The 23840-nt window shown below is 71.8% G+C and carries 19 protein-coding genes and 2 pseudogenes; 9 read left to right on the plus strand and 12 right to left on the minus strand.

Annotated elements, in window-relative coordinates; translation table 11 throughout:
• Both A5700_RS10985 and A5700_RS10990 read left to right on the plus strand, forming a co-directional pair.
• A pseudogene (locus A5700_RS10985) lies at positions 1–280 on the plus strand (nitrilotriacetate monooxygenase); the annotation flags it as partial.
• Positions 280–1323: an LLM class flavin-dependent oxidoreductase gene (locus A5700_RS10990; protein ID WP_369828264.1), complete on the plus strand. Its 1044-nt coding sequence runs from the start codon at positions 280–282 to the stop codon at positions 1321–1323. The pseudogene A5700_RS10985 and the gene A5700_RS10990, both read left to right, overlap by 1 nt.
• Here A5700_RS10990 and A5700_RS10995 read toward each other — a convergent pair.
• The 6 genes and pseudogenes from A5700_RS10995 to A5700_RS11020 all read right to left on the minus strand — a co-directional run.
• Positions 1316–1645: pseudogene (locus tag A5700_RS10995) on the minus strand (alkanesulfonate monooxygenase); the annotation flags it as partial. The gene A5700_RS10990 and the pseudogene A5700_RS10995 sit on opposite strands and share 8 nt — an antisense overlap.
• A gap of 65 nt (positions 1646–1710) precedes the next feature.
• Entirely contained in the window at positions 1711–2517 is an 807-nt protein-coding gene (locus A5700_RS11000; protein WP_068069136.1) for a shikimate dehydrogenase, read from the minus strand.
• Positions 2492–3733, minus strand: coding sequence for an endolytic transglycosylase MltG (mltG, locus tag A5700_RS11005; RefSeq protein WP_068069139.1), 1242 nt, complete (start codon positions 3731–3733; stop codon positions 2492–2494). The genes A5700_RS11000 and mltG overlap by 26 nt, the downstream gene beginning before the upstream one ends.
• On the minus strand, positions 3726–4238 hold the full coding sequence (ruvX, locus tag A5700_RS11010; protein ID WP_068069141.1) for a Holliday junction resolvase RuvX: 513 nt from the start codon (positions 4236–4238) through the stop codon (positions 3726–3728). The genes mltG and ruvX overlap by 8 nt, the downstream gene beginning before the upstream one ends.
• Complete coding sequence (gene alaS, locus A5700_RS11015; RefSeq protein WP_068069145.1) at positions 4239–6935, minus strand: alanine--tRNA ligase; 2697 nt, start codon at positions 6933–6935, stop codon at positions 4239–4241.
• Between the two features lie 88 nt (positions 6936–7023).
• Positions 7024–7413 (minus strand): secondary thiamine-phosphate synthase enzyme YjbQ, encoded by a 390-nt coding sequence (locus tag A5700_RS11020; RefSeq protein WP_197502803.1) that lies wholly within the window; start codon positions 7411–7413, stop codon positions 7024–7026.
• Between the two features lie 180 nt (positions 7414–7593).
• Here A5700_RS11020 and A5700_RS11025 point away from each other — a divergent pair, with 180 nt between their 5' ends.
• Positions 7594–8217 (plus strand): hypothetical protein, encoded by a 624-nt coding sequence (locus tag A5700_RS11025; RefSeq protein WP_068069149.1) that lies wholly within the window; start codon positions 7594–7596, stop codon positions 8215–8217.
• Here A5700_RS11025 and A5700_RS11030 read toward each other — a convergent pair.
• Complete coding sequence (locus tag A5700_RS11030) at positions 8214–9548, minus strand: replication-associated recombination protein A (RefSeq protein WP_068069152.1); 1335 nt, start codon at positions 9546–9548, stop codon at positions 8214–8216. The two genes, A5700_RS11025 and A5700_RS11030, sit on opposite strands and share 4 nt — an antisense overlap.
• Positions 9549–9686: 138 nt before the next feature.
• On the opposite strand from A5700_RS11030, the gene A5700_RS11035 reads away from it, so the two are divergent.
• The 3 genes from A5700_RS11035 (at position 9687) to A5700_RS11045 (ending at position 16604) form a co-directional block, all read left to right on the plus strand.
• Positions 9687–10508, plus strand: a complete 822-nt coding sequence (locus A5700_RS11035; protein WP_197504153.1) for a hypothetical protein — start codon at positions 9687–9689, stop codon at positions 10506–10508.
• 79 nt (positions 10509–10587) lie between these two features.
• Complete coding sequence (locus tag A5700_RS11040; RefSeq protein ID WP_068069162.1) at positions 10588–13932, plus strand: DUF2126 domain-containing protein; 3345 nt, start codon at positions 10588–10590, stop codon at positions 13930–13932.
• A 14-nt stretch (positions 13933–13946) separates the two neighbouring features.
• Positions 13947–16604: a circularly permuted type 2 ATP-grasp protein gene (locus A5700_RS11045; RefSeq protein ID WP_231973766.1), complete on the plus strand. Its 2658-nt coding sequence runs from the start codon at positions 13947–13949 to the stop codon at positions 16602–16604.
• 5 nt (positions 16605–16609) lie between these two features.
• Here the strand turns inward: A5700_RS11045 and A5700_RS11050 are convergent, their stop codons facing one another.
• Both A5700_RS11050 and A5700_RS11055 read right to left on the minus strand, forming a co-directional pair.
• Entirely contained in the window at positions 16610–17665 is a 1056-nt protein-coding gene (locus tag A5700_RS11050) for a putative zinc-binding metallopeptidase (RefSeq protein WP_068069168.1), read from the minus strand.
• Complete coding sequence (locus tag A5700_RS11055; protein WP_082960442.1) at positions 17658–18599, minus strand: transglutaminase family protein; 942 nt, start codon at positions 18597–18599, stop codon at positions 17658–17660. Before A5700_RS11055 ends, A5700_RS11050 begins: the two co-directional genes overlap by 8 nt.
• Before the next feature lie 102 nt (positions 18600–18701).
• On the opposite strand from A5700_RS11055, the gene A5700_RS11060 reads away from it, so the two are divergent.
• Positions 18702–19082, plus strand: a complete 381-nt coding sequence (locus A5700_RS11060) for an MmcQ/YjbR family DNA-binding protein (protein WP_068069171.1) — start codon at positions 18702–18704, stop codon at positions 19080–19082.
• Here A5700_RS11060 and A5700_RS11065 read toward each other — a convergent pair.
• The 3 genes from A5700_RS11065 to aspS are packed head-to-tail and all read right to left on the minus strand — an operon-like array spanning position 19075 to position 22355.
• Positions 19075–20139: an aromatic acid exporter family protein gene (locus tag A5700_RS11065; RefSeq protein WP_068069178.1), complete on the minus strand. Its 1065-nt coding sequence runs from the start codon at positions 20137–20139 to the stop codon at positions 19075–19077. The genes A5700_RS11060 and A5700_RS11065 overlap by 8 nt on opposite strands.
• Before the next feature lie 3 nt (positions 20140–20142).
• The gene (locus A5700_RS11070) at positions 20143–20574 is read right to left on the minus strand and encodes a nitroreductase family deazaflavin-dependent oxidoreductase (protein ID WP_068069182.1); all 432 of its coding nucleotides are present in this window, start codon (positions 20572–20574) and stop codon (positions 20143–20145) included.
• Positions 20571–22355, minus strand: a complete 1785-nt coding sequence (gene aspS / locus A5700_RS11075; RefSeq protein ID WP_068069185.1) for an aspartate--tRNA ligase — start codon at positions 22353–22355, stop codon at positions 20571–20573. Before aspS ends, A5700_RS11070 begins: the two co-directional genes overlap by 4 nt.
• A 113-nt stretch (positions 22356–22468) precedes the next feature.
• On the opposite strand from aspS, the gene A5700_RS11080 reads away from it, so the two are divergent.
• Both A5700_RS11080 and A5700_RS11085 read left to right on the plus strand, forming a co-directional pair.
• Positions 22469–23356 (plus strand): oxidoreductase, encoded by an 888-nt coding sequence (locus A5700_RS11080; RefSeq protein WP_197502804.1) that lies wholly within the window; start codon positions 22469–22471, stop codon positions 23354–23356.
• A gap of 48 nt (positions 23357–23404) precedes the next feature.
• A partial coding sequence (locus A5700_RS11085; protein ID WP_197504154.1) for a neutral zinc metallopeptidase occupies positions 23405–23840 on the plus strand: 436 nt, incomplete at its 3' end.

Genomic DNA, 23840 nt, shown 5'->3' on the forward strand with positions numbered 1-23840 from the left:
CGGGTTGACGCTGCGCCAGACGCTGCGTGAGTTCAGTGGGTCCGGGCACCGGGTGATCGTGGGGTCCCCCGTCGACGTGGCCGATACCATCGAGCGGTGGTTCGTTGCCGGCGCCGCCGACGGTTTCAACCTGATGCCCGACGTCTTCCCGGACGGCCTTGAGGTGTTCGTCGACGAGGTGGTGCCGATCCTGCGCTCGCGCGGCCTGTTTCGCGCGTCGTATGCGGAACCGACGTTGCGCGAACGGTTCACGGGCGCCCCGTTCACGGCGGCGGCCTGATGCATCTGTGGTACATCCCGAACACCGTCGAGCCCGGCCACCGCGGCGACGACACGGTGGCCGGTTGGGGCAGCCTGGACTACTCGGTGGACCTGGCGCTGCGCGCCGAGCGGCACGGCTGGGGCGGCGCGCTGATCGGCACCGGCTGGGGCCGACCCGACACGTTCACCGTCGCCACCGCGGTCGCGGCCCGCACCACCAACTTCACGCCGCTGGTGGCGGCGCGGCCCGGCTATTGGCATCCGGCGCACTTCGCCAGCGCGGCGGCCACCCTGCACCGGCTCAACGACGGCAAGTTGTTCATCAACATCGTCAGCGGCGTCGACGATCCGACCGCCTACGGCGACACCGAGCTCGACAAGTCCCGCCGCTACGACCGCACCCGCGAGTTCATGCGGCTGGTGCGCCGGCTGTGGCACGAGGACGACGTCACGTTCCACGGCGAGTTCTTCCGGGTCGACCATTCGACGCTGCAGCCGCGGCCCCTCGGCGCCGCCGACGGCCGGCACCCCGCGTTGTACTTCGGTGGGGCGTCGGCCGCCGCCGAGCAGGTCGCGGCCACCGAGGCCGACGTGCAGCTGTTCTGGGGTGAACCGCTCGACGGGATCGCCGAACGCGTCGAGCGGCTGAAGTCGCTGTCGGACAAGCTCGGTCGCGAGCACGCACCGCTGGAGTTCGGGTTGCGGATCACCACCCTGGTGCGGGACACGTCGGAGGAGGCGTGGCGCGACGCCGAGTCGAAGGTCGCGTCGCTGGCCGGCGCGCCGGCGCTGCTGGGCGCCGCCGCCCTGGGCGGCGGCTACCTGCTGGTGCACCTGGTCTCGCCCGCGGGGCTGGGCGCCGGCGACGTCAAGCTGGCCGTCGGCCTGGGCGCGCTGACCGGCTGCTTCGGCGCGCCGGTGTGGGCCTGCGCGGCGGTCGGGGCGCCGCTGCTGACCGCGCTGGTCGCGGTGGCGAGCCTGCCGTGGCGGGCCGGGCCGACGGTGCCGCACGGGCCGTCGATGTGCCTGGCCAGCGCCCTGGGCCTGGCGCTGCTCACGTGACGGGCAGCAGCGGCAGCAGCTGATCGCCGAGGCGGACCACCTCGGACTTGTACGGGGTGTCGCTCAGCACGAAGTGGGTGATCCCCAGGTCGGCGTAGCGACGCAGCGCGGCGGCCACCTCGGCGGCCGAGCCCACCAACCACGTCGTCCCGGCGCCCTCGCCGCCGTATCTGCTCGGCGCGGTGTACAGGCACGAGTCGAGCACCTCGCCCCGCTCGGCGAGGTCGCTGAGCCGCCGCTGGCCCTCGGCGGCTCCCGCGTTGTGCAGGCTCAATACCCGCGGCGCGCCGGCCAGCGACGCGACCTTCGACTCGGCGTCGCGCGACGTCGTATCCGCTCAGCGCGGCCATCCACAGCGCCACCGCCCCGGCCAGCACGCGCGTCAGGCTAGCCCAGGGCGGCGCTCATCGCCCCTCGCGGCGCGGGCAGCCCTGTGAACTGTTCCACCTGCGCGAACGCCTGGTGCAGCAGCATCTGCAGGCCGCTGATCACCCGGCCGCCCGCCGCCGCCACCGCGGCGGCCAGCGGCGTCGGCCACGGGTCGTAGACCGCGTCGAGCAGCACCGGCACGGCGGCCAGGGTGTCGGCGTAGCGCGCCCCGACGTCGGCGGGAACCGTGCTGACCAGCACCTGCGCGTCGGCGACCTGGCGGGCCAGCGCCGCGTCGTCCAGGCCGCAGAACTGCGTCGGCACCCCGAGGCGCGCGCCGAGGTCCACGAGCCGGGCCGCCTTGTCCGGGTCGCGCGCCACGACGGTGACGGCGGCGGCGCCGGCGTGCGCCAGCCCCATGAGCGCGGCCGGCGCCGTCCCGCCCGACCCGCACACCAGGGCCCGCCCGGTGACGGTCCCGACCGCCCCCGCGACGCCGTCGACGTCGGTGTTGTCGGCCCGCCAGCCGCGCGGCGTCCGGACCAGGGTGTTGGCGGCGCCCAGCAGCTCGGCGCGCGGGGTCCGCTCGTCGGCGAAGCGCAGCGCGGCGAACTTGCCCGGCATGGTCACCGACACCCCGACCCAGTCGGGCCCGAACCCGCCGACCACCGCGGGCAGCTCGTCGGCGTCGCATTCGATGCGGTCATAGGTCCAGCCGTCGAGTCCGAGCGCGCGGTAGGCGGCCAGGTGCAGCCGCGGGGATTTGGAGTGGGCGATCGGCTTGCCCAGCACCCCGGCTCTACGGCCGGGCGCTGTCGAGGACACCGTTGCGCTTGGCCAGCTCGATGTTGGCCAGATGCTGTTGGTAGTCGCGGGTGAACAGGGTGGTGCCCTGGTTGTCGATGGTCACGAAGTACAACCAGTCACCCGGCTCGGGATGCTCGGCCGCGCGCAGCGCGTCGGTGCCGGGCGAGCAGATGGCGGTGGCCGGCAGGCCCAGCGAGACGTAGGTGTTCCACGGGGTTCGCAGGGCCCGGTCGGCGTCGCTGGTGGCCACCTCGCGGCGGTCCAGCGGGTAGTTGACGGTCGAGTCGAACTCCAGCGTGTGGTGGGCGTGCAACCGGTTGTAGATGACTTGGGCCACCTTCGCGAAGTCCGGCGGGTTGGCCTCCTGCTGCACCAGCGACGCCACCACCAGGATGTCGTAGGGCGACAGCCCCATGGCCTGGGCGGTGTCGACGAGCCCGGACTTGGTGTATTCGCTGGCGCCGGCGCTGATGAGGCTGGCCAGGATGCCCTCGGCCGGCGCGGCGGGGTCGACGTTGAAGGTGCCAGGGGCGATCAGCCCCTCGATGCGGCGGTGGTCCTTGCCCAGTTCGGTGGCGGGTTGGACGGCCCACGGCGGGATCGCCAGCGCGGCGACGGTGCTGTCGGTGGCGGCCGCCCGCAGGTCCGCCACCGGGACGCAGTGCCGGTTACCGTCGAGGTCCACGCAGGTGGCCTGGGAGATCAGGGTGAAGATCCCGGGGTTGACCTTGTTGGTCTTCATGTCGGTGGTGTCGTCGAGCTGGCGTCCCTCCGGGATGACCAGCCGCCCCACCCGGCTCTTCGGGTCGGTCAGGCGCGTGACCGCGTCGGCGGCCGGGATCTCGGTGCGCACCCGGTAGAAGCCGGGCTGGATCGAGGTGATGGCGGTGTTGCCGTGCGCGGCGTTGACGAAGGCGCGGACGGTCTTGACCACCTGCTGGTGTTGCAGGGTCTCGCCGACCATGGTGGTCGAGTCACCGGCCTCGATCTGGATGACGACGTCCCGCTTCCCGCCGCCGCGGTAGTCGTCGCCGTTGCCGAACACGGTGTGCCACAGCTTCGTTCCGGCGAACACGCCGGCGATCACCACGACGACCAGCAGCGCCAGCGACACCCGGATGACGAAGCGGCGGCGGCGGCGGCTGGCCTCCGCGCGCCGGGCGGCGCGGCTCTTGCGCCGCGTCGGCTTGGCGGGCTCGGTCTCGGAGCGCTGGTCGCGCGCGCTGTCAACCATCGCCGGCCTCCCCCGGGCCGGTGCGGGCGGCGCGGCGCTGGTCGAGCCAGCTCTGCAGGATCGCCACGGCCGCCGCCTGGTCGATTACCGCCCGCTGCTCTTTGGCCCGCACACCCGCCGACCGCAGCGACCGCTGCGCGCTGACCGTCGTCAGCCGCTCGTCGGCGAGGCGCACCGGGGTGGGCGCCACCCGCTCGGCCAGGGCCTCGGCCAGCTCGATCGCGTCCAGCGCCGACTTACCGGTGCGGTCGGCCAGCGTCCGGGGCAAGCCGACGACCACCTCGACCGCCTCGAACTCGGCGACCAGCGCGGCCAGCCGCCGCAGGTGTTTTCCGGTGCGCTCGCGGCGCACGGTCTCCACCGGGGTGGCCAGGATGCCGTCGGGGTCGCTGCTGGCCACGCCGATGCGGACGGTGCCGACGTCGATCCCGAGCCGCCGTCCGCGCCCGGGATCCTCGCTCGGGCCGCCGGGCCGGTCGGGCAGGCGGTGCTGTGCCGGGCCCACTCAGCCGGCCCGCGCTATCACGGCGATCTCGTTGCGGACCGCGTCGAGCGCTGCGTCGATGCCGGCCGGATTCTTGCCGGAGCCCTGCGCCAGGTCGGGCTTGCCGCCGCCGCGACCCTCGACGGCGGTGGCGAGGTGCTTGATCAGGTCGTTGGCGCTGATGCCCAGGTCCTGAGCCGCGGGATTGGCGGCGATCGCGTACGGGACGGCGCCGCCCTCGCCCTCGGCGATCAGGGCGACCACCGCGGGGTCGCTGCCCAGCTTGCCGCGGATGTCGCCGACCAGGGAGCGCAGGTCGCCCGCCGTCACACCCGCGGACATCCGTTGCGCCACCACGCGAACGTTACCGACCTGCTGCGCGCCGGCGGCCGCGTTGGTCGCCGCCGCGCGGGCGCCGGCCAGCCGGGCGCGTTCGAGTTCCTTCTCGGCGGCCTTGAGCCGCTCGACGAGGCCGGCCACCCGGGCGGGCACCTCTTCCGAGGGCACCTTCAACGACGACGCGAGCCCGGCCATCAGCGCGCGCTCCTTGGCCAGGTGGCGGAACGAGTCCAGGCCGACGTAAGCCTCGACGCGGCGGACCCCGGAGCCGACGGACGACTCGCCGAGGATGGTCACCGGCCCGATCTGGGCGGAGTTGTGCACGTGCGTCCCGCCGCACAGCTCGATCGAGAAGGGCCCGCCGATCTCGACCACCCGCACCTCGTCGGGGTAGGCCTCGCCGAACAGCGCCATGGCGCCCATGGCCTTGGCCTTCTCGAGGTTCTCGGTGAAGGTGTGCACCTCGAAGTCGGCCTGCACGGCCTCGTTGGTCACCTCTTCGATCTGGGTGCGCTGCTCGTCGGACAGCGGCCCCTGCCAGTTGAAGTCGAACCGCAGGTAGCCGGGGCGGTTCAGCGAACCCGCTTGAACGGCGTTGGGCCCCAACACTTGCCGTAACGCGGCGTGCACCATGTGGGTGCCGGAGTGCCCCTGGGTGGCGCCCTTGCGCCAGCCGGGGTCCACCGCGGCGACCACGGTGTCGCCCTCGACGAACTCACCGGACTCCACGTTGACCCGGTGCACCCACAGGGTTTTGGCGATCTTCTGGACGTCGGTGACGGCCGCGCGGGCGCTCTCGCCGGTGCCGGTCCCGCTGATGGTGCCCGCGTCGGCGATCTGCCCGCCGGACTCGGCGTAGAGCGGGGTGCGGTCCAGGACGATCTCGACGCGCTCGGCCCCCTCGTGCGTGACCACCGGTACCCGCTTGCCGTCGACAAAGATGCCCAAGATCTTTGCCTCGGAGGTCAGCTCGTCGAAACCGGTGAACTCGGTGGGCCCGGCGTCGACCAGCTCGCGGTACGCGGTCAGGTCGGCGTGGGCGTGCTTGCGGGCGGCCGCGTCGGCCTTGGCCCGGCGCCGCTGTTCGGCCATCAGCTCGCGGAACCCCGCCTCGTCGACGGCCAGGCCTGCCTCGGCGGCCATCTCCAGCGTCAGCTCGATCGGAAACCCGTAGGTGTCGTGCAGCGTGAACGCGTCGGAGCCCGAAATGTGTTGCGCGCCGGACGCTTTGGTGGAGCCGGCCACGTCGTCGAACAGCTTGGACCCCGACGCGAGCGTCCGGTTGAACGCGGTCTCCTCGGCCACCGCGATGCGGCGGATCCGGTCGAAGTCGGCGACCAGCTCCGGGTACGACGGACCCATCGCGTCGCGCACGGTGGCCATCAACTCGCCCACGATCGGGCCGTCGATGTCGAGCAACTTGGCCGAGCGGATCACCCGCCGCAGCAGCCGCCGCAGCACGTAGCCGCGCCCGTCGTTGCCGGGTGTGACGCCGTCGCCGATGAGGATGGCCGCGGTGCGGCTGTGGTCGGCGATCACCCGGTAACGCACGTCGTCGGCGTGATTACCGGCGTCATAGGGGCGCGCGGCCGCCGCGGCCACCGTGTCGATCACCGGCCGCAGCAGGTCGGTCTCGTAGACGTTGTGCACGCCCTGCAGGATGAACGCCACCCGCTCGACGCCCATGCCCGTGTCGATGTTCTTGCGCGGCAACGGCCCCAGGATCTCGAAGTCCTCCTTCGAGGTGCCCTCGCCGCGCTCGTTCTGCATGAACACGAGGTTCCAGATCTCGATGTAGCGGTCCTCGTTGACCGCCGGGCCGCCCGCTTGCCCGAATTCCGGCCCGCGGTCGTAGTAGATCTCCGACGACGGCCCGCACGGGCCGGGGATGCCCATCGACCAGTAGTTGTCGGCCATGCCGCGGCGCTGGATCCGCTCGTCGGGCAGGCCGGCCACCTCGCGCCACAGCTGAGCGGCCTCGTCATCGTCGAGATACACTGTCGCCCAAAGCTTTTCAGGATCGAGCCCGTATCCGCCGGCGTCGACGCCCGCGGTCAGCAGGCCCCACGCCAGTTCGATCGCGCCGCGCTTGAAGTAGTCGCCGAACGAGAAGTTGCCGGCCATCTGGAAGAAGGTGTTGTGCCGGGTGGTGATGCCCACCTCGTCGATGTCCGGGGTGCGGATGCACTTTTGGATGCTCGTGGCGGTCGCATAGGGCGGGGTGCGCGCGCCCAGGAAGTACGGGACGAACTGGACCATGCCCGCGTTGACGAACAGCAGGTTGGGGTCATCGAGGATCACCGATGCGCTGGGCACCTCGGTGTGGCCCGCCTTCACGAAATGATCAAGAAACCTCTTCCTGATCTCGTGTGTCTGCACTTCTAGCCCGCTTCTTCCCTCTTACTCACATCACCGTCCGACGACGCATTTCGACCGCTCACAGTACCTGGCGCTGACCGCCCGGCCGCTAACCCTCCAGGAAGCTCAACCGAACCGAGCGCTGCGGGTTGTCCCGATTCAAGTCCACCAGGACGATGCTCTGCCAGGTGCCAAGCATCGGCTCCCCCGCCGACACCGGCACGGTGACCGACGGCGCCACCAGCGCCGGCATCACGTGGTCGGCGCCGTGGCCCGGCGACCCGTGCGAATGCCGGTAGCGGTCGTCGCGCGGCAGCAACCGTTCCAGCGTGTCGAGCAGGTCGTCGTCGGAGCCGGCGCCGGTCTCGATGATGGCCACGCCCGCCGTCGCGTGCGGGACGAAGACGTTGCACAGGCCGTCACCGCGCGACCAGCAGAACCCGCGCACCGCGTCGGTCAGATCGACGATGCGGCGCCGTGTCGTGTCCACGTCCAGCACATCGGTATGCATCCCGACCAGCCTACGGCGCCGGCCCGGGGCCCGCGAAGGACCGGCCCGCGGCGTGACCGCGGCCACAAAAAGTGATTGCGGCCGGTGGCGGGCAGGAGGAAGGTGATCGGTGGGACCGGTGACGCCACCGGGGCGCGTCGCTGCAAGCCCCTGACCAGGAGGCCGATCATGTATGCACGCTCTACCACCATCGCGGCCCAGCCTCTGGCGGTCGACATCGGCATCGCGCACGTGCGCGACGTCGTCATGCCCGCCTGCCAGCAGATCGAGGGGTACGTGGGCCTCTCGCTGCTGGTCGACCGCCAGTCCGGCACCTGCATCGCCACCAGCTCCTGGGAGTCGGTGGACGCGATGCGGGCCGCCGCGCCGCGGGTCGCGCCGATCCGGGACCGCGCGGCGCTGATGTTCGACGGCAGCGCCCGGATCGAGGAATGGGAGATCGCCCTGCTGCACCGCGACCACCCGTCCCGCGAGGGCGCCTGCGTGCGCGCCACCTGGCTCAAGGTGGTGCCCGACCAGCTGCACCGCTCGGTGGCCTTCTACCGGTCCGCGGTGCTGCCCGAGCTGGAGGAGCTCGACGGGTTCTGCAGCGCCAGCCTGCTGGTCGACCACCCGGCCGGCCGCCGGGCGGTGTCGTGCTCGACGTTCGACTCGATGGAGGCGCTGGCCCGCAACCGCGACCGGGCCAGCGAGCTGCGCAGCAAGCGGGTCCGCGACCTGGGCGCCGAGGTGATCGACGTCGCCGAGTTCGAGCTGGCGATCGCGCACCTGCGGGTGCCCGAGCTGGTCTAGCGGCGCCGCCGAATGATGGCCCGCAGCCGCTCCAGCCGGCCGGCCATCTCCCGCTCGGCGCCGCGGCCGGTCGGCCGGTAGTAGTCCACGCCCACCAGCTCGTCGGGCGGATACTGCTGCGCGACAACGCCGTCGGGGTCGTCGTGCGCGTACCGGTAGCCCTGGGCGTTGCCCAGCGCGGCGGCACCGGAGTAGTGGCCGTCGCGCAGGTGGGCGGGCACCAGGCCGGCCTTGCCGGACCTGATGTCGTCCATGGCCGCCGCCAGCGCGGTGGTTACCGCGTTCGACTTCGGCGCGCTGGCCAAATAGATCGTGCAGTGCGCCAGGGTCAGCTGGGCCTCGGGCATGCCGATCAGCGCCACGGTCTGCGCGGCAGCGACGGCCACCCGCAACGCGTTCGAGTCCGCCATGCCGACGTCCTCACTGGCCAGGATCATCAGCCGGCGCGCGATGAACCGCGGGTCCTCGCCCGCGACCAGCATGCGGGCCAGGTAGTGCAGCGCCGCGTCGACGTCGGAGCCACGCACCGACTTAATGAAGGCGCTGATGACGTCGTAATGCTGGTCACCGTCGCGGTCGTAGCGCACCGCCGCCTTGTCCAGGGACTGCTCGATGACGGCGACGGTGACCTGGTCGGTCGCCTCGGCAGCCACCTCCAGCGCCGTCAGGGCGCGCCGGGCGTCGCCGGCGGCCAGTTGCACCAGCAGCTCGACGGCCTCGGGCGTCACCGCGACCCGCCCGCCCAGTCCGCGTTCGTCGTCGATGGCCCGCCGCACGACGGTGCGGACGTCGTCGGCCGTCAACGGCCGCAACTGCAGGATCAGCGACCGCGACAGCAGCGGCGCGACCACCGAGAAGCTGGGATTCTCGGTGGTCGCGGCCACCAGCAGCACCACCCGGTTCTCCACCGCCGACAGCAACGCGTCCTGCTGGGTCTTGGAGAACCGGTGCACCTCGTCGATGAACAACACCGTCTGCTGGCCGGCCAACAGCGCCTTGCGGGCGACGTCGATGACGGCGCGGACGTCTTTGACACCGGCCGACAGCGCCGACAGCGCCTCGAACCGTCGCCCGGTCGCCGTCGAGATCAGCGACGCCAGGGTGGTCTTGCCGCTGCCGGGCGGACCGTAGAGGATGGCCGACGCGATGCCCGAGCCTTCCACCAGGCGGCGCAGCGGGGAGCCCGGCGCCAGCAGGTGGTTCTGCCCGACGACCTCGTCCAGCGTGGCCGGGCGCATCCGGACCGCCAGGGGCGCACCGGGCGGCGCACTCAGCCCCGAGTCACCCGGCGGCGGGACGGCGCCGGGCACGTCGAACAGGCCGTCGGACACGGTCCAGGCATACCACGCGACACCGACGGGCGCGGGCAGTGCGCGTCACCCGGGCGTGTGGACCTCTTCTTTGCTAAGTTCCGGGATGCCCTGTGCGAGCGTGTGCCCCGCAACGCGGATCCGACAGCGAGGACGAAAATGAGCCAGCCTCCCGAGTATCCAGGCACCCCGGGCGAGCCGTACGGCACGCCGCCCCCGCCGCCGGGCTACGGGCCGCCGCCCGGCTACGGCGCCCCGCCGAGCTCGGGGCTGCGCATCGGCGACGCGTTCGGCTGGGCGTGGAACGTCTTCAGCAAGAACGCCGTGACGCTGATCGTGCCCGCCCTGGTCTACGTCCTACTGATCGGCGCGGCCTCCGGGCTCCTGACGGCCAGCCAGAACTACACCACCGACGCGTCGAACTCCGACGACTACAGCATCGCCTTCACCACCAACCTCACCGGCGCCGGCCTCGGTCTGCTGACCCTGGGCTATCTGATCGCTTTCCTGGTGGAGGCGTTCGCCCAGTCGGCGTTCCTGTCCGGCTGCCTCGATCTCGCCGACGGCCGCCCCGTAACCATCGGGTCGTTCTTCAGGCCGCGCAATTTCGGTGCGGTGTTCCTGGCCGCGCTGCTGGTGGGCTTCCTCACGTCGCTCGCGTCGGCGCTGTGTTTCCTCCCCGGTCTGATCCTGGGCATCTTCACCCAGTTCACCGTGCTGTTCGTGCTCGATCGCTCCGACTCGGCGCTCAAGGGCTTCACGTCGAGCTTCTCGCTGGCCGGGAAGAACTTCGGCAGCGCCCTGCTGCTGCTGGTGGTCGAGGTCGCGGTCCTGCTCATCGGCGCGCTCGCGTGCTTCCTCGGCCTGGTGGTCGCGGTTCCCCTCGCGGCCCTGATCCTCACCTACGCCTTCCGCAAGCTCACCGGCGGCAACGTCGCTCCCGCGCAGCCGCAGGGACATCACCCCGGGCAGCCCGCCTAGCGCCGGACGTATTGCGGCGCACGCAGCCACAATTGCGCCGCGCTGCGGCGTGCTGGCGGGTGTGATGGGATCAGCGGTTATGAGCATCAAAGTTGCGCTGGAGCACCGCACCAGCTACACCTTTGACCAGCTGGTCCGGGTCTTCCCGCACGTCGTGCGGCTGCGCCCGGCGCCCCACACCCGCACGCCCATCGAGGCGTATTCGCTGCGTATCGACCCCGACGAGCACTTCATCAACTGGCAACAGGACGCGCTCGGCAATTTTCTTGCCCGCCTGGTGTTTCCGTCCCCCATGCGGCGGCTGTCCATCACCGTCGGGCTGATCGCCGACCTCAAGGTGATCAACCCGTTCGACTTCTTCATCGAGGACTGGGCCGAGACCTGGACCCCCTCGGGCGGCCGCGGCGGTGTGACCTACCCGCCGGAGCTGGCCGCCGACCTCGAGCCCTACCTGCGGCCCGTCGACGAGTCCGGGCCCGGGTCGGGCCCCGGCAAGGTGGTGCGGACCTGGGTCGAGAACTTCTCCGTGCCCGCCGGCACCCGCACCATCGACATGCTCGTCGGCCTCAACCACGCCATCAACGCCGACGTGACGTACAGCGTGCGCATGGAACCCGGTGTGCAGACACCGGATTACACGCTGCGCAGCGGCATCGGCTCGTGCCGGGACTCGGCGTGGCTGCTGGTGTCGATCCTGCGGCAACTGGGGCTGGCGGCGCGGTTCGTGTCCGGCTACCTGGTGCAGCTCGCCTCCGACATCGAGGCCCTCGACGGGCCGTCCGGGCCGGCCGCCGACTTCACCGACCTGCACGCCTGGACCGAGGTGTACATCCCGGGCGCCGGGTGGATCGGGCTGGATCCGACGTCGGGCCTGTTGGCCGGCGAGGGCCACATCCCGTTGGCGGCCACGCCGCATCCGGCCTCCGCGGCGCCCATCAGCGGCGGCACCGAACCGTGCACGTCGGTCCTGGAGTTCTCCAACACCGTCACCCGCGTGCACGAGGACCCGCGCGTCACCCTGCCCTACGGCGACGACGCCTGGCGGGCCATCTGCGCGGTGGGCCAGGCCGTCGACGAGCGGCTGACCGCCGCCGACGTGCGGCTCACCGTCGGCGGCGAGCCGACCTTCGTCTCGGTGGACGACCAGGTCGGCGAGGAGTGGACCACCGCCGCCGACGGCCCGCACAAGCGCGAGCGCGCGTCCGACCTGGCCGCCCGCCTGAAGGCTGCGTGGGCCCCGACGGGGCTGATCCAACGCGGCCAGGGCCGCTGGTATCCCGGAGAACCGTTGCCGCGCTGGCAGATCGCCCTGCTCTGGCGCGCCGACGGCCGGCCGCTGTGGACCGACGAGGCGCTACTGGCCGACCCGTGGACCCCCGGAGCCACGAGCCCCGCCGACGACGGGGCCGCGCAGCAGCTGCTCGCCGGGATCGCCGACGGGCTGGGCCTGCCGCCGACGCAGGTGCGGCCCGCCTACGAGGACCCGCTGCACCGGTTGGCGACCAAAGTGCGACAGCCCGAGGGACTTCCGGTGGAGCCCGACGACGACCTGGCAGTCGACTCCCCCGCGGGCCGCGCGGCACTGCTGGCCCGGCTGGACAAGTCTGTCAACACGCCGGCGGCGTACGTGCTGCCCCTGCACCGGCGCGAGGACGACCTGGGCTGGGCCAGCGCCGACTGGCGGTTGCGCCGCGGCCGCATCGTGTTGTTGCCCGGGGACTCCCCGGCGGGGCTGCGGTTGCCGCTGGACGCGATCAGCTGGCGGCCGCCGCGGCCGTCCTTCGACGCCGACCCGCTGGCCGTCGGCGACACGCTGGCCGAACAACCGGAGGCAGCGGGCGACGCGGTGCTGGACGAGGACGCCGCCGCGCCGCCCACCGCGATGGTCGCCGAGATCCGCGACGGCGTGCTGTATGCGTTCCTGCCGCCGACCGAGGCGCTCGAGCACTTCGTCGACCTGATCGCCCGCACCGAGGCCGCGGCCGCGAAGGCCAACTGCCCGTTGGTGATCGAGGGTTACGGGCCGCCGCCGGACCCGCGGCTGCGCTCGACGACGATCACGCCCGACCCGGGTGTCATCGAGGTCAACGTGGCGCCCACCGCCAGCTTCGCCGAGCAGAGCCAGCAGCTGGAAACGCTGTACGCGCAGGCCCGCCTGGCCCGGCTGTCCACGGAGTCGTTCGACATCGACGGCACCCACGGCGGCACCGGGGGCGGCAACCACATCACCCTGGGCGGCGTGACCCCCGCGGACTCGCCGCTGCTGCGGCGCCCGGACCTGCTGGTGTCGCTGCTGACCTACTGGCAGCGCCACCCGTCGCTGTCCTACCTGTTCGCCGGCCGCTTCGTGGGCACCACCTCCCAGGCGCCGCGGGTCGACGAGGGCCGCGCCGAGGCCCTCTACGAGCTGGAGATCGCGTTCGCCGAGATCGCCCGGCTGGGCGGCGGCGGCCTGAAAAGCGAAGCGAAACCGTGGGTTACCGACCGCGCGCTGCGCCACCTGCTCACCGACCTCACCGGCAACACCCACCGCGCCGAGTTCTGCATCGACAAGCTCTACAGCCCGGACAGCCCCCGCGGCCGGCTCGGCCTGCTGGAGCTGCGGGGCTTCGAGATGCCGCCGCACCTGCGGATGGCGATGGTCCAGTCGCTGCTCGTACGGTCTTTGGTCGCGTGGTTCTGGGAGCAACCGCTGCGCGCCCCGCTGATCCGCCACGGCGCCAACCTGCACGGGCGATACCTGCTGCCGCACTTTTTGATTCACGACATCGCCGACGTGGCCGCGGACCTGCGCGCGCAGGGCATCGCGTTCGAGACCAGCTGGTTGGACCCGTTCACCGAATTCCGCTTCCCGCGCATCGGCACCGCGGTGTTCGACGGGGTGGAGATCGAGCTGCGCGGCGCCATCGAGCCGTGGACCACGCTGGGCGAGGAGTCCACCGCGACGGGCACCGCCCGCTACGTCGACTCGTCGGTCGAGCGGGTGCAGGTCCGCATCATCGGCGCCGATCGGCACCGCTACGTGGTGACGGCCAACGGTTACCCGGTGCCGCTGCTGGCCACCGACAACCCCGACATCCACGTCGGCGGCGTGCGGTTCAAGGCCTGGCAGCCGCCCAGCGCGCTGCACCCGACGATCTCGACGGACGTGCCGCTGCAGTTCGAGCTGATCGACCTGACCTCGGGCACCTCGCGCGGGGGTTGCACCTACCACGTCGCACACCCCGGCGGGCGCAGTTACGAGGAGCCCCCGGTGAACGCCGTCGAGGCCGAGGCGCGCCGCGCGCGCCGCTTCGAGGCCACGGGCTTCACCCCCGGCAAGCTCGACCTGTCCGACCTCCGGGAGAAGCAGGCCCGGATCTCCACCGACATCGGCGCGCCGGGCATCCTCGACCTGCGCCGCGTGCGTACCGTGCAGCGGTAATGGCGGTAGCGGACATGACATTCGGCGGACCGCCGGCGGCGACGGGCACCGTCGGCGACCGGTACGACGCCGACCGCCTGCTGGCCGGGTACCGGGCCGCGCGCGCCCAGGAGGCGCTGTTCGACCTGCGGCACGGGCCCGCCATCGGCTACGACGAGTTCGTCGACCGCGACGGCAACGTGCGCCCGGCGTGGGCGGAGCTGGCCGACGCGATCGCCGAGCGCGGCCGGGCGGGGCTCGACCGGCTGCGCTCGGTGGTGCACAGCCTCATCGACAACGACGGCATCACCTACACCGACGTCGGTTCCGGCGGCGAGGGCAAGGCCCCCGGGGTCGAGCCGCGACCGTGGAGCCTGGACACCCTGCCGATCGTGCTGGCGGCGGCGGACTGGGACGTGTTGGAAGCCGGGCTGATTCAGCGGTCGCGGCTGCTCGACGCCGTGCTCGCCGACCTGTACGGGCCGCGCACCCTGCTCACCGAGGGCATCCTGCCGCCGGAGCTGCTGTTCGCCCATCCCGGCTACGTGCGCGCGGCCAGCGGCATCGACGTGCCCGGGCACCACCAGCTGTTCATGCACGGCTGCGACGTGAGCCGCCAGCCCGACGCCACCTTCCAGGTGAACGCCGACTGGACGCAGGCGCCGTCGGGCGCCGGCTACGCGCTGGCCGACCGGCGCGTCGTCGCGCACTCGATCCCGGACCTCTACGAGCGCATCGCGCCGCGCCCCACCACACCGTTCGCGCAGGCGCTGCGGCTGGCGCTCATCGACGCGGCGCCCGACGTCGCCCAGGACCCGGTGGTGGTGGTGCTCACCCCCGGCATCTATTCCGAAACCGCCTTCGACCAAGCCTATTTGGCGACCTTGCTGGGTTTCCCGCTGGTGGAGAGCGCGGACCTGGTGGTCCGCGACGGCAAGCTGTGGATGCGCTCGCTGGGCACCCTCAAACGCGTCGACGTGGTGCTGCGCCGGGTCGACGCCGACTACTCCGACCCCCTGGACCTGCGCGCCGACTCGCGGCTGGGCGTGGTGGGCCTGGTCGAGGCGGTACACCGCGGGACGGTGACCGTGGTCAACACGCTGGGCAGCGGTGTCCTGGAAAACCCTGGGCTGCTGCGGTTTTTGCCGCGCATGGCCGAGCACCTGCTGGCCGAGGAACCGCTGCTGCACAGCGCGCCGGTCTACTGGGGCGGCGTCGCGGCGGAACGCTCGCACCTGCTGGCCAACCTGTCGTCGTTGCTGGTGAAGTCGACCGTCGGCGAGCAGACCCTGGTGGGCCCGACGCTGTCGTCGCGCCAGCTGACGCACCTGGCGGCGCGAATCGAGAAGGCGCCGTGGCAGTGGATCGGCCAGGAACTGCCGCAGTTCTCCTCGGCGCCCACCGACCACGCCGGCGTGTTGGCCTCGGCCGGCGTGGGGATGCGGTTGTTCACGGTGGCGCAGCGCGGCGGTTACGCGCCGATGATCGGCGGCATCGGCTACGTGCTGGCGCCCGGACCGGCGGCGTACACGATGAAAACCACTGCCGCCAAAGACGTGTGGGTGCGCCCGACGGAGCGTGCGCGGGCCGAGACCGTGGGCCTGCCGTCGCCCGCCGCGCCGGCCAAGACGGCCGCGGGCACCTGGGGCGTCAGCTCCCCGCGCGTGCTGTCCGACCTGTTCTGGATCGGCCGGTACGGCGAACGCGCCGAGAGCATGGCGCGGCTACTCATCGTGACCCGCGACCGCTTCCACGTCTACCGGCACCACCAGGACAGCGAGGAGAGCGAATGCGTGCCGGTGCTGCTGGCCGCGCTCGGCGGCATCACGGGCACCGACACCGCGGTCGACGGCGGCAGCGACGCCGCCGAGATGATCGCCGTGGCGCCCTCGACGCTGTGGTCGCTGACCGTGGACCCCGACCGCCCGGGCTCGCTGGTGGGGTCCGTGGAGGGTCTGGCGCTGGCGGCGCGGGCCGTGCGCGACCAGATGTCCAACGACACCTGGATGGTGCTGGCGGGGGTCGAGCGGGCGCTGGCGCAGCCGTGCGAACCGCCGGACTCCCTGGCCGAGGCCGACGCCCGCCTCGCCGCGGCGCAGTCCCAGACGCTGGCCGGCATGCTGACCCTGTCCGGGGTGGCCGGGGAGTCGATGGTGCGCGACGTCGGATGGACGGTGATGGACATCGGCAAGCGCATCGAGCGGGGCCTGTGGCTGACGGCGCTGCTGGAGGCCACCCTCGCCGTCGTGCGCGGCGCGGCCGCCGAACAGACCATCATCGAGGCGGCGCTGGTGGCGTGCGAGTCCTCGGTGAGCTACCGGCGCCGCACCGTCGGCACGTTCAGCGTCGCCGCGGTCGCGGAGCTGATGCTGTTCGACGCGCAGAACCCGCGGTCGCTGCTCTACCAGGTGGAGCGGTTGCGCGCCGACCTCAAGGACCTGCCGGGAGCGTCGGGATCGTCACGACCGGAGCGGTTGGTCGAAGAGATCGGCACGCTGCTGCGCCGCTCGGTGCCCGCGCAGCTCGAGGCCGTCAGCGACGACGGGCGCCGCGCGGACCTCGCGGAACTGCTCGGCTCGGTGCACGCCGAACTGCGCGACCTGGCCGAGGTGATCACCACCACGCAGCTGGCCCTGCCGGGCGGCATGCAGCCGCTGTGGGGTCCCGACGAGCGCCGGGTGATGCCCGCCTGACGGGCCTAGCTCGCGACGGTCGCCGGTCCCCGGGCCTCGGCGGTCACCTCGTCGACCACGGTGTGGATGAACTGCATCTTCTCCAACACCTTGACCGGCAGCACGAACGGATACAGGTCGTCGTGACCCATCGACCGGTTGACCATGTTCAGCGACCAGGACAGCGGTAGCCACATGTCGATGATCGTCTGAAAAGCACTGGGGCCCAACGACGGCCGATCGAAGGTCGCCGACGCCGAGGCGAAGCCGCACCAGGCCGAGGTGTCCAGCGTGTCGCGGATGTGCAGGTAGTGGGCGAAGGTCTCCGCCCAGTCCTCGGCGGCGTGCATGGTGGCGTAGGACGAGACGAAGTCCTCCTGCCAATCGTCGGGCGGGCCGTCGTTGTAGTGCCGGTCCAGCGCGGCTTGGTAGTCGGCGTCGGGGTCGCCGAACAACTCCTTGAACCGGGCTACGTACTGCTGCGACGGCGCGACCAGCCGGTAGTAGTAGTAGTGCCCGATCTCGTGCCGGAAGTGCCCCAGCAGGGTTCGGTACGGCTCGTCCATCTCCACGCGCAGCTGCTCGCGGTGCACGTCGTCACCCTCGGCCAGGTCCAGGGTGATCACGCCGTTGTCGTGCCCGGTGAACACCTTCTCCTGGGCGCTGGATAGCAGGTGAAACGCCAAGCCCTGCTCGGGATCCTGGTCGCGCCCGATGATCGGCAGCTTCAGCTCGTGCAGCTCAACGATCAACCGGCGCTTGGCCGCCTCGGCCCGGGCGAACTCCGCCAGGCCGGCGGTGTCGGCGTCGTTGGGCCGGATGGTGGTAAGCGCGCACGACTCGCACAACCTGCCGTAGTCGTTCTTGGGCACCAGCCAATTGCATTCGGCCAGACGCAGATTCGCGCACAGCTGATACTCGGAGGCGCTGACGAAGCCGGCGTGTTCGGACTGGTCCTCGTCGGAGATCACCAGCAGGGCCATCTGGTTGAGCGAAAACCCCAACGCGCTACCGCAATTCAGGCAGGCCGAGTTCTCGAACGTCAACCGCTGGCCGCAGTTGGGGCAATGGAAGTCACGCATGAAGCACGTCCCCTTCGAAGGGCACCACGTCGACGGCGACATCGATGACGCTGCGTTCGGAGTTGGTGTAAATGATGCCGCGCAGCGGCGGAACGTCCGCGTAGTCGCGGCCACGGCCCACGATGATGTACCGCTCGTCGACCAGCTGGTCGTTGGTGGGGTCGAGCCCCAACCACTCGAACTGGCCGGGCTCCGCGGGAGTCCACACTGCCGCCCACGCGTGGGTGGCGTCGATGCCGATCATCCGATCCTTTCCGGGAGGCGGGTCGGTGGCCAGATAACCGGACACGTAACTGGCCGCGAGCCCGTTGGCTCGCAGGCAGGCGATCGCCAGCCTTGCAAAGTCCTGGCATACCCCCTCGCGCGCCTGCAGAACCTCTTTTACCCCGGTGGAAATCGTTGTCGACCCCGAGCGATAGGTGAAGTCGGTGAAGATGCGCGAGGTGAGGTCGCGCAGCACCTCGACCAGCGGCCGCCCCGGGACGAAGCTGGGCGCCGCGTAGTCGCGGACCTCGTCGGTGATCTCCGGCGGCCGCAGGTCGAGGGTGAACTCGGCGGCCAGCGCGCCGGCCGGCCCCGACGGGCGGGCGGCCTCCCACGGCCGCGTCGCCGGACCGTCGGTGTAGCGGCCCGGCGCCGGGGGGAACACGTCGACGATGGAGTCGCTGGTGATCGTCAGCGCGCGGTGCGGCTCGGTGATGTGGAAGTACGAGCTGACGTTGCCGAAAATGTCCTCGCTGGTGGAGCTGTCGCTGGGGGCGGGGTCGATGGTGAGCTCGTGGGCCACGCAGCGCTGGCGCAGCGAGTCCCGGGGCGTCAGGAACCCGCGGCCATAGGAGCTGGTCACCACGTCGGAGTAGCGGTACTGGGTGCGGTGGGTGACTCGATGGCGGCGAGCGGCCCGGACCTCTTCGGCTGGCACGGCGTCAGGCACGAAGCTGATCTCATCACACGTGGCCCGCGTTCGTCGGCCGCCGCGGCGGGTCGTTTGCTCGAACCGTCGCCACCGGCGTGACGGCGGGCGCACAATTGGGGGGTGGCCACCTGGGGCGATGTCGCCAGGATCGTCGGTGAGCTGGCGCTCACCTCCGAGCCGGCACCGCACGATTGGCGGGTCGGCAAGAAATTGCTGGCCTGGGAGCGGCCGCTGCGCCCGTCCGAGCGCGACGCGCTGGCGGCGGCCGGGGCCGCCGTGCCGGACGGCGATATCCTCGGCGTCCGCGTCTCCGACGAGGGCGTCAAGTTCGCGCTGATCGACGACGAGCCGGGCATCTACTTCACCACCCCGCACTTCGACGGCTATCCGGCGGTGCTGGTGAACCTGGCCGCGATCCCCGTCCGCGACCTCGAGGAGCTGATCACCGAGGCGTGGCTGACGCAGGCCCCGCGCAAGCTGGTCCAGGAGTTCCTCAGCTGAGGCGCAGGTCGATGACCCGCTGCAGGTCGTCGATGCAGGCCGCCACGGCGTCGGCGAGCAGCACGTCGGGCTTCTCCCGCGCGCCGGACTGCAACTCGCGCGCGAACTGACGCGCCGCGGCGGTGTACACGCCGGCGCCCGTCGGGTCGGTGTCGGCCAGCGCCGCGGCCGCCGCGAGGTCGAGCAGCGCGGCCTGCACCGGCTGCGCGAGCCGGTCGCACCCGTCGCCCGGCGGCACCGCCGCGCGGGCCAGCTGCAGGACCGACCCGGCCAGCATGGCGACGTGCACCGCCTGGTGATCGGCGGCCCGGACGGCGGCGCGCAGCCCCCAGCGCCGCGGCGCGACCCTAACCACCTGGCGGGCGGTGGTGCGCGCCTCGACGAGCCCGCCGAGCTGCGCGTGCACCCGGTCGACCGCCGACAGCGGCCAGTCGTGCGGGGCGCGGCGGCGCCCGGCGGCGACGTCGGCGCTGCGGGTCAAGACGCTGTGCAGCACGGCGAGCACGCCGACGCGCGCGCTGCGCAGCACCTGCAGCGGATCGGCGGGAAACAGCACGACCGCGAAGACGATCGCCACCACCCCACCGATGAGCGCGTCGTCGATGCGTTCGAAGCCCACATTGGTGCGGTACAGGGCCAGCACCAGGATGGACGACACCACCGTCTGGTTGGCGAACATCATGCCCTGCCCGATGTAGCCGTGCCCGATGAACACCGCCGCGCACAGCGCCACGAACGCGGCGACCGCGATCGGCACGGCCCCCGAACTGAGCCAGCCTTGAACGAGGGTGCCCATGCCGATGCCCAGCGTGACGCCGATCATCATCTGCAGGGCCCGCTGGGCGCGCAGCACATTGCTGGTCGAGAGCGACACCGCGGCGGCGATGGGGGCGAAGAACGGCTGCGGGTGGCCGAGCGCGTCGTGCGCCAAGTACCAGGACAGGCCCGCGGCGACGGAGGTCTGCACGAGGTTGAACCACACCACGCGCAGCCGCTTGGCGCCCGCTCGCGCGGCGGCGCCGGCCGACGAGGGCACCAGCCGCCGCGCGCGCCGCACCGGCTAGGTCCGCTGCAACTCGAACAGCGGAATCACCCGGGTGGTCTTGGCCTGGTACTCGGCGAAGACCGGGGCCTTCTCGGTGACCTTCGGCAGCACCTGCGCGCGCTCGTCGTCCGGCAGTTCACGCGCGGCCACGTCGAACGCCTCGGCGCCGACCTCGACGTGCGCCCGCGGGTTGGCCCGCAGGTTGTGCACCCACGCCGGGTCCTTCGGCGAGCCGCCGAACGACCCCAAGACGATGATCCTGCCGTCGACGTCGAAGTACGCCAACGGCGACAGCCGGGACTGCCCGGACTTAGCGCCCGTCGTCGTCAGCAGCAGCAGGTTGGCGTTCTCGAACTGACCGCCCACCTTGCCCCCGTTCGCGCGGAATTCCTCCGCGAGGGCCTGGTTGAACGCGTTGATGGTCTGGGTGTCAGGGGTTTCGGTCATGCCCCGTCAACCGCTTTGGGTTTGACGTCTATTCCGGATTCCTTGCGCTGCTGGGGGGTGATCGGTGCGGGCGCGTCGGTCAGCGGGTCGACGCCGCCGCCGGTCTTGGGGAAGGCGATCACCTCGCGAATGGAGTCCACCCCGGACAGCAGCGCGTTGATCCGGTCCCAGCCGAAGGCGATGCCACCGTGCGGCGGCGCACCGAAGGTGAAGGCCTCCAACAGGAATCCGAACTTCTCGGCGGCCTCGGCCTGGTCCAGTCCCATCACCGCGAACACCCGTTCCTGGACGTCGCGGCGGTGGATACGGATGGAGCCGCCGCCGATCTCGTTGCCGTTGCAGACGATGTCGTAGGCGTCGGCCAGCACGTTGCCGGTGTCGGATTCGATGGCGTCCTCCTGGCCCGGCTTGGGTGAGGTGAACGCGTGATGCACGGCGGTCCAGGCGCCGGAGCCGACGGCCACGTCGCCGGCGGCGGTCGCGTCGGCGGCGGGCTCGAACAGCGGCGGGTCCACCACCCAGACGAACGCCCAGGCGTTCGGGTCGATGAGGTTCAGCCGGTGGGCGATCTCGCCGCGGGCCGCGCCCAGCAGAGCGCGCGACGGCTTCGGCGGCCCGGCCGAGAAGAAGATGCAGTCGCCCGGGCTCGCGCCGACATGAGCGGCCAGGCCGTCGCGTTCGGCGTCGGTCAGGTTCTTGGCGACCGGGCCGCTGAGCTCGCCTCCGGAAGCCTCGTCGCCGACCAGCACGTAGGCCAGCCCGCGGTGGCCGCGCTGCTTGGCCCACTCCTGCCAGCCGTCCAGCGTCCGGCGGGGCTGCGACGCGCCGCCGGGCATCACCACCGCACCCACGTACGGCGCCTGGAAAACGCGAAAGGTGGTGTCGGAGAAGAATTCCGTGCAGTCGACCAGTTCCAGGCCGAAGCGCAGGTCGGGCTTGTCGGACCCGAAGCGGCGCATCGCGTCGGCGTAGCTGATGCGCGGCAGCGGGGTCGGGACCTCGTAGCCGATCAGCGCCCACAGCGCCGTCAGGATCTCCTCGGAGATGGCGATGATGTCCTCGGCGTCGACGAAGCTGAGCTCCATGTCGAGCTGGGTGAACTCCGGCTGCCGGTCGGCGCGGAAATCCTCGTCGCGGTAGCAGCGCGCGATCTGGTAGTAGCGCTCCATGCCCGCCACCATGAGCAGCTGCTTGAACAGCTGCGGGCTCTGCGGCAACGCGTAGAAGGAACCCGGGTGCAGCCGCGCCGGGACCAGGAAATCGCGCGCGCCCTCCGGCGTCGACCGGGTGATCGTCGGGGTCTCGATCTCGACGAAGTCGTGGCGCGCCAGCACCGAGCGGGCCGCCGCATTCACCTTGGAGCGCAACCGGATTGCCTGCGCCGGGCCGTCGCGCCGCAGGTCGAGGTAGCGGTACTTCAGCCGCAGCTCCTCCCCGGCGGGCTCGTCGAGCTGGAACGGCAGCGGCGCGCTCTCCCCCAGCACGGTCAGCGAGGCCGCGTTGACCTCGATGTCACCGGTCGCGATCTCGGGGTTGGCGTTGCCCTCGGGGCGGATCTCGACGACACCGGTGACCGCCACGCAGAACTCGGCCCGCAGCCGGTGCGCCTGCTCGAGGACATCCGCCTCCCGGAAGACCACCTGGGCGACGCCGGACGCGTCGCGCAGATCGATGAAGATGACCCCGCCGTGGTCGCGGCGCCGAGCCACCCACCCCGCGAGCGTGACCTGCTGGCCGGCGTCGCTGCTTCTGAGCGAACCCGCGGCGTGGCTGCGCAGCACAAATACTCCTCTTTCCCGGGCTGATTGACTGACCAGTCTAAAGGGGTGGCCGGCGCCCCGATCCGGCGCCGTCCGCAGTCCAGCACCGCGCCGCGTCCAGGTAACTTCGAACCATCGCCACGAACATCGCCCTCGTCGGTCCCGGCGCCGTCGGCACGACGGTCGCCGCGCTGCTGCACCGCGCCGGTCACCCGGTCCTGGTGTGCGGCCGCACGCCCCGCGACAGCATCGAGCTGCGGCCCGACGGCGCCGAACCGATCGTCGTGCCCGGACCGGTGTGCACCGATCCCGCTCAGGTGGGCGGCCCGGTGGACGTCGTGCTGTTGGCGGTCAAGGCCACCCAGACCGACGCGGCGGCCGGGTGGCTGGCCGCGCTCTGCGACGCCCACACCGTCGTCGTGGTGCTGCAGAACGGCGTCGAACAGGTCGAGCGGGTGGGCCCGCACTGCCCGGCGTCGCCCGTGCTGCCCGGCATCGTGTGGTATTCGGCCGAGACCCAACCCGAGGGGTGGGTGCGGCTGCGCAACGCGCCGTCGCTGGTGCTGCCCGACGGGTCCGCGGCGCAGCGCGTCGCCGAACTGTTGCGCGGCGCGGGCTGCCGGGTGGACTGCGACCCCGACTTCGTCACCGCGTCCTGGCGCAAGCTGTTGACCAACGCGTTGGCCGGCTTCATGGCGCTGTCCGGGCGGCGGTCCGGGATGTTCCGCCGCGACGACGTCACCGCGCTGGCCCGCCGCTACGTCGCCGAATGCCTGACGGTGGCGCGGGCCGAGGGCGCCCGGCTGCCCGACGGCGTCGTCGACGAGGTGGTCGACCTGTTCGGCAACGCCCCGCAGGACATGGGCACCTCGATCCTGGCCGACCGGGAGCACCGGCGACCCATGGAGTGGGACATCCGCAACGGCGTGATCGCCCGCAAGGGCCGCGCCCACGGGCTGCCCACCCCGATCAGCGACGTCGTGGTGCCGTTATTGGCGGCGGCCGGCGACGGGCCAGGATAGATTCTTCCTAGCGCTGCCCTTGCCCCCCGACACCCCCAGGAGCGTGCGATGACCTTCAACGAGGGCATGCAGATCGACACCAGCACCGCCTCTTCGTCGGGCGGGGGCGGCATGGGGATGGCCGTCGGTGGCGGGGGCCTCGGGCTGCTGATCCTCATCGGGGCGCTGTTTTTGGGCATCGATCCCGGCAAGGTCACCACGCAGCAGCAGCCGGGCACCGGCGGCTACTCCGCGCCGGGCTTCGACCTGAGCCAGTGCAAGACCGGCGCCGACGCGAACAAGTACGTGCAGTGCCGCGTGGTCGCGACCGGCAACTCCGTGGACGCCGTCTGGCATCAGCTGATGCCGAGTTACACCCGCCCGCACGTCCGGCTGTTCACCGGCCGGGTCAACACCGGATGTGGGGCCGCGACCACAGCGGTGGGGCCGTTCTATTGCCCGGTCGACCAGACCGCGTACTTCGACACCGACTTCTTCCAGGAAC

Source organism: Mycobacterium sp. E1214 (assembly GCF_001666755.1).
Lineage (GTDB): Bacteria > Actinomycetota > Actinomycetes > Mycobacteriales > Mycobacteriaceae > Mycobacterium.

Excerpts from the sequence above, each read along its gene's own strand:
- A5700_RS11050 (WP_068069168.1), bottom strand. The coding sequence starts at position 17,665 with ATGCGTGACTTCCATTGCCCCAACTGCGGCCAGCGGTTGACGTTCGAG.
- A5700_RS10990 (WP_369828264.1), top strand. The coding sequence starts at position 280 with ATGCATCTGTGGTACATCCCGAACACCGTCGAGCCCGGCCACCGCGGC.
- A5700_RS11025 (WP_068069149.1), top strand. The coding sequence starts at position 7,594 with ATGTATGCACGCTCTACCACCATCGCGGCCCAGCCTCTGGCGGTCGAC.
- mltG (WP_068069139.1), bottom strand. The coding sequence starts at position 3,733 with ATGGTTGACAGCGCGCGCGACCAGCGCTCCGAGACCGAGCCCGCCAAG.
- A5700_RS11035 (WP_197504153.1), top strand. The coding sequence starts at position 9,687 with ATGAGCCAGCCTCCCGAGTATCCAGGCACCCCGGGCGAGCCGTACGGC.
- A5700_RS11045 (WP_231973766.1), top strand. The coding sequence starts at position 13,947 with ATGACATTCGGCGGACCGCCGGCGGCGACGGGCACCGTCGGCGACCGG.
- A5700_RS11070 (WP_068069182.1), bottom strand. The coding sequence starts at position 20,574 with ATGACCGAAACCCCTGACACCCAGACCATCAACGCGTTCAACCAGGCC.
- A5700_RS11040 (WP_068069162.1), top strand. The coding sequence starts at position 10,588 with ATGAGCATCAAAGTTGCGCTGGAGCACCGCACCAGCTACACCTTTGAC.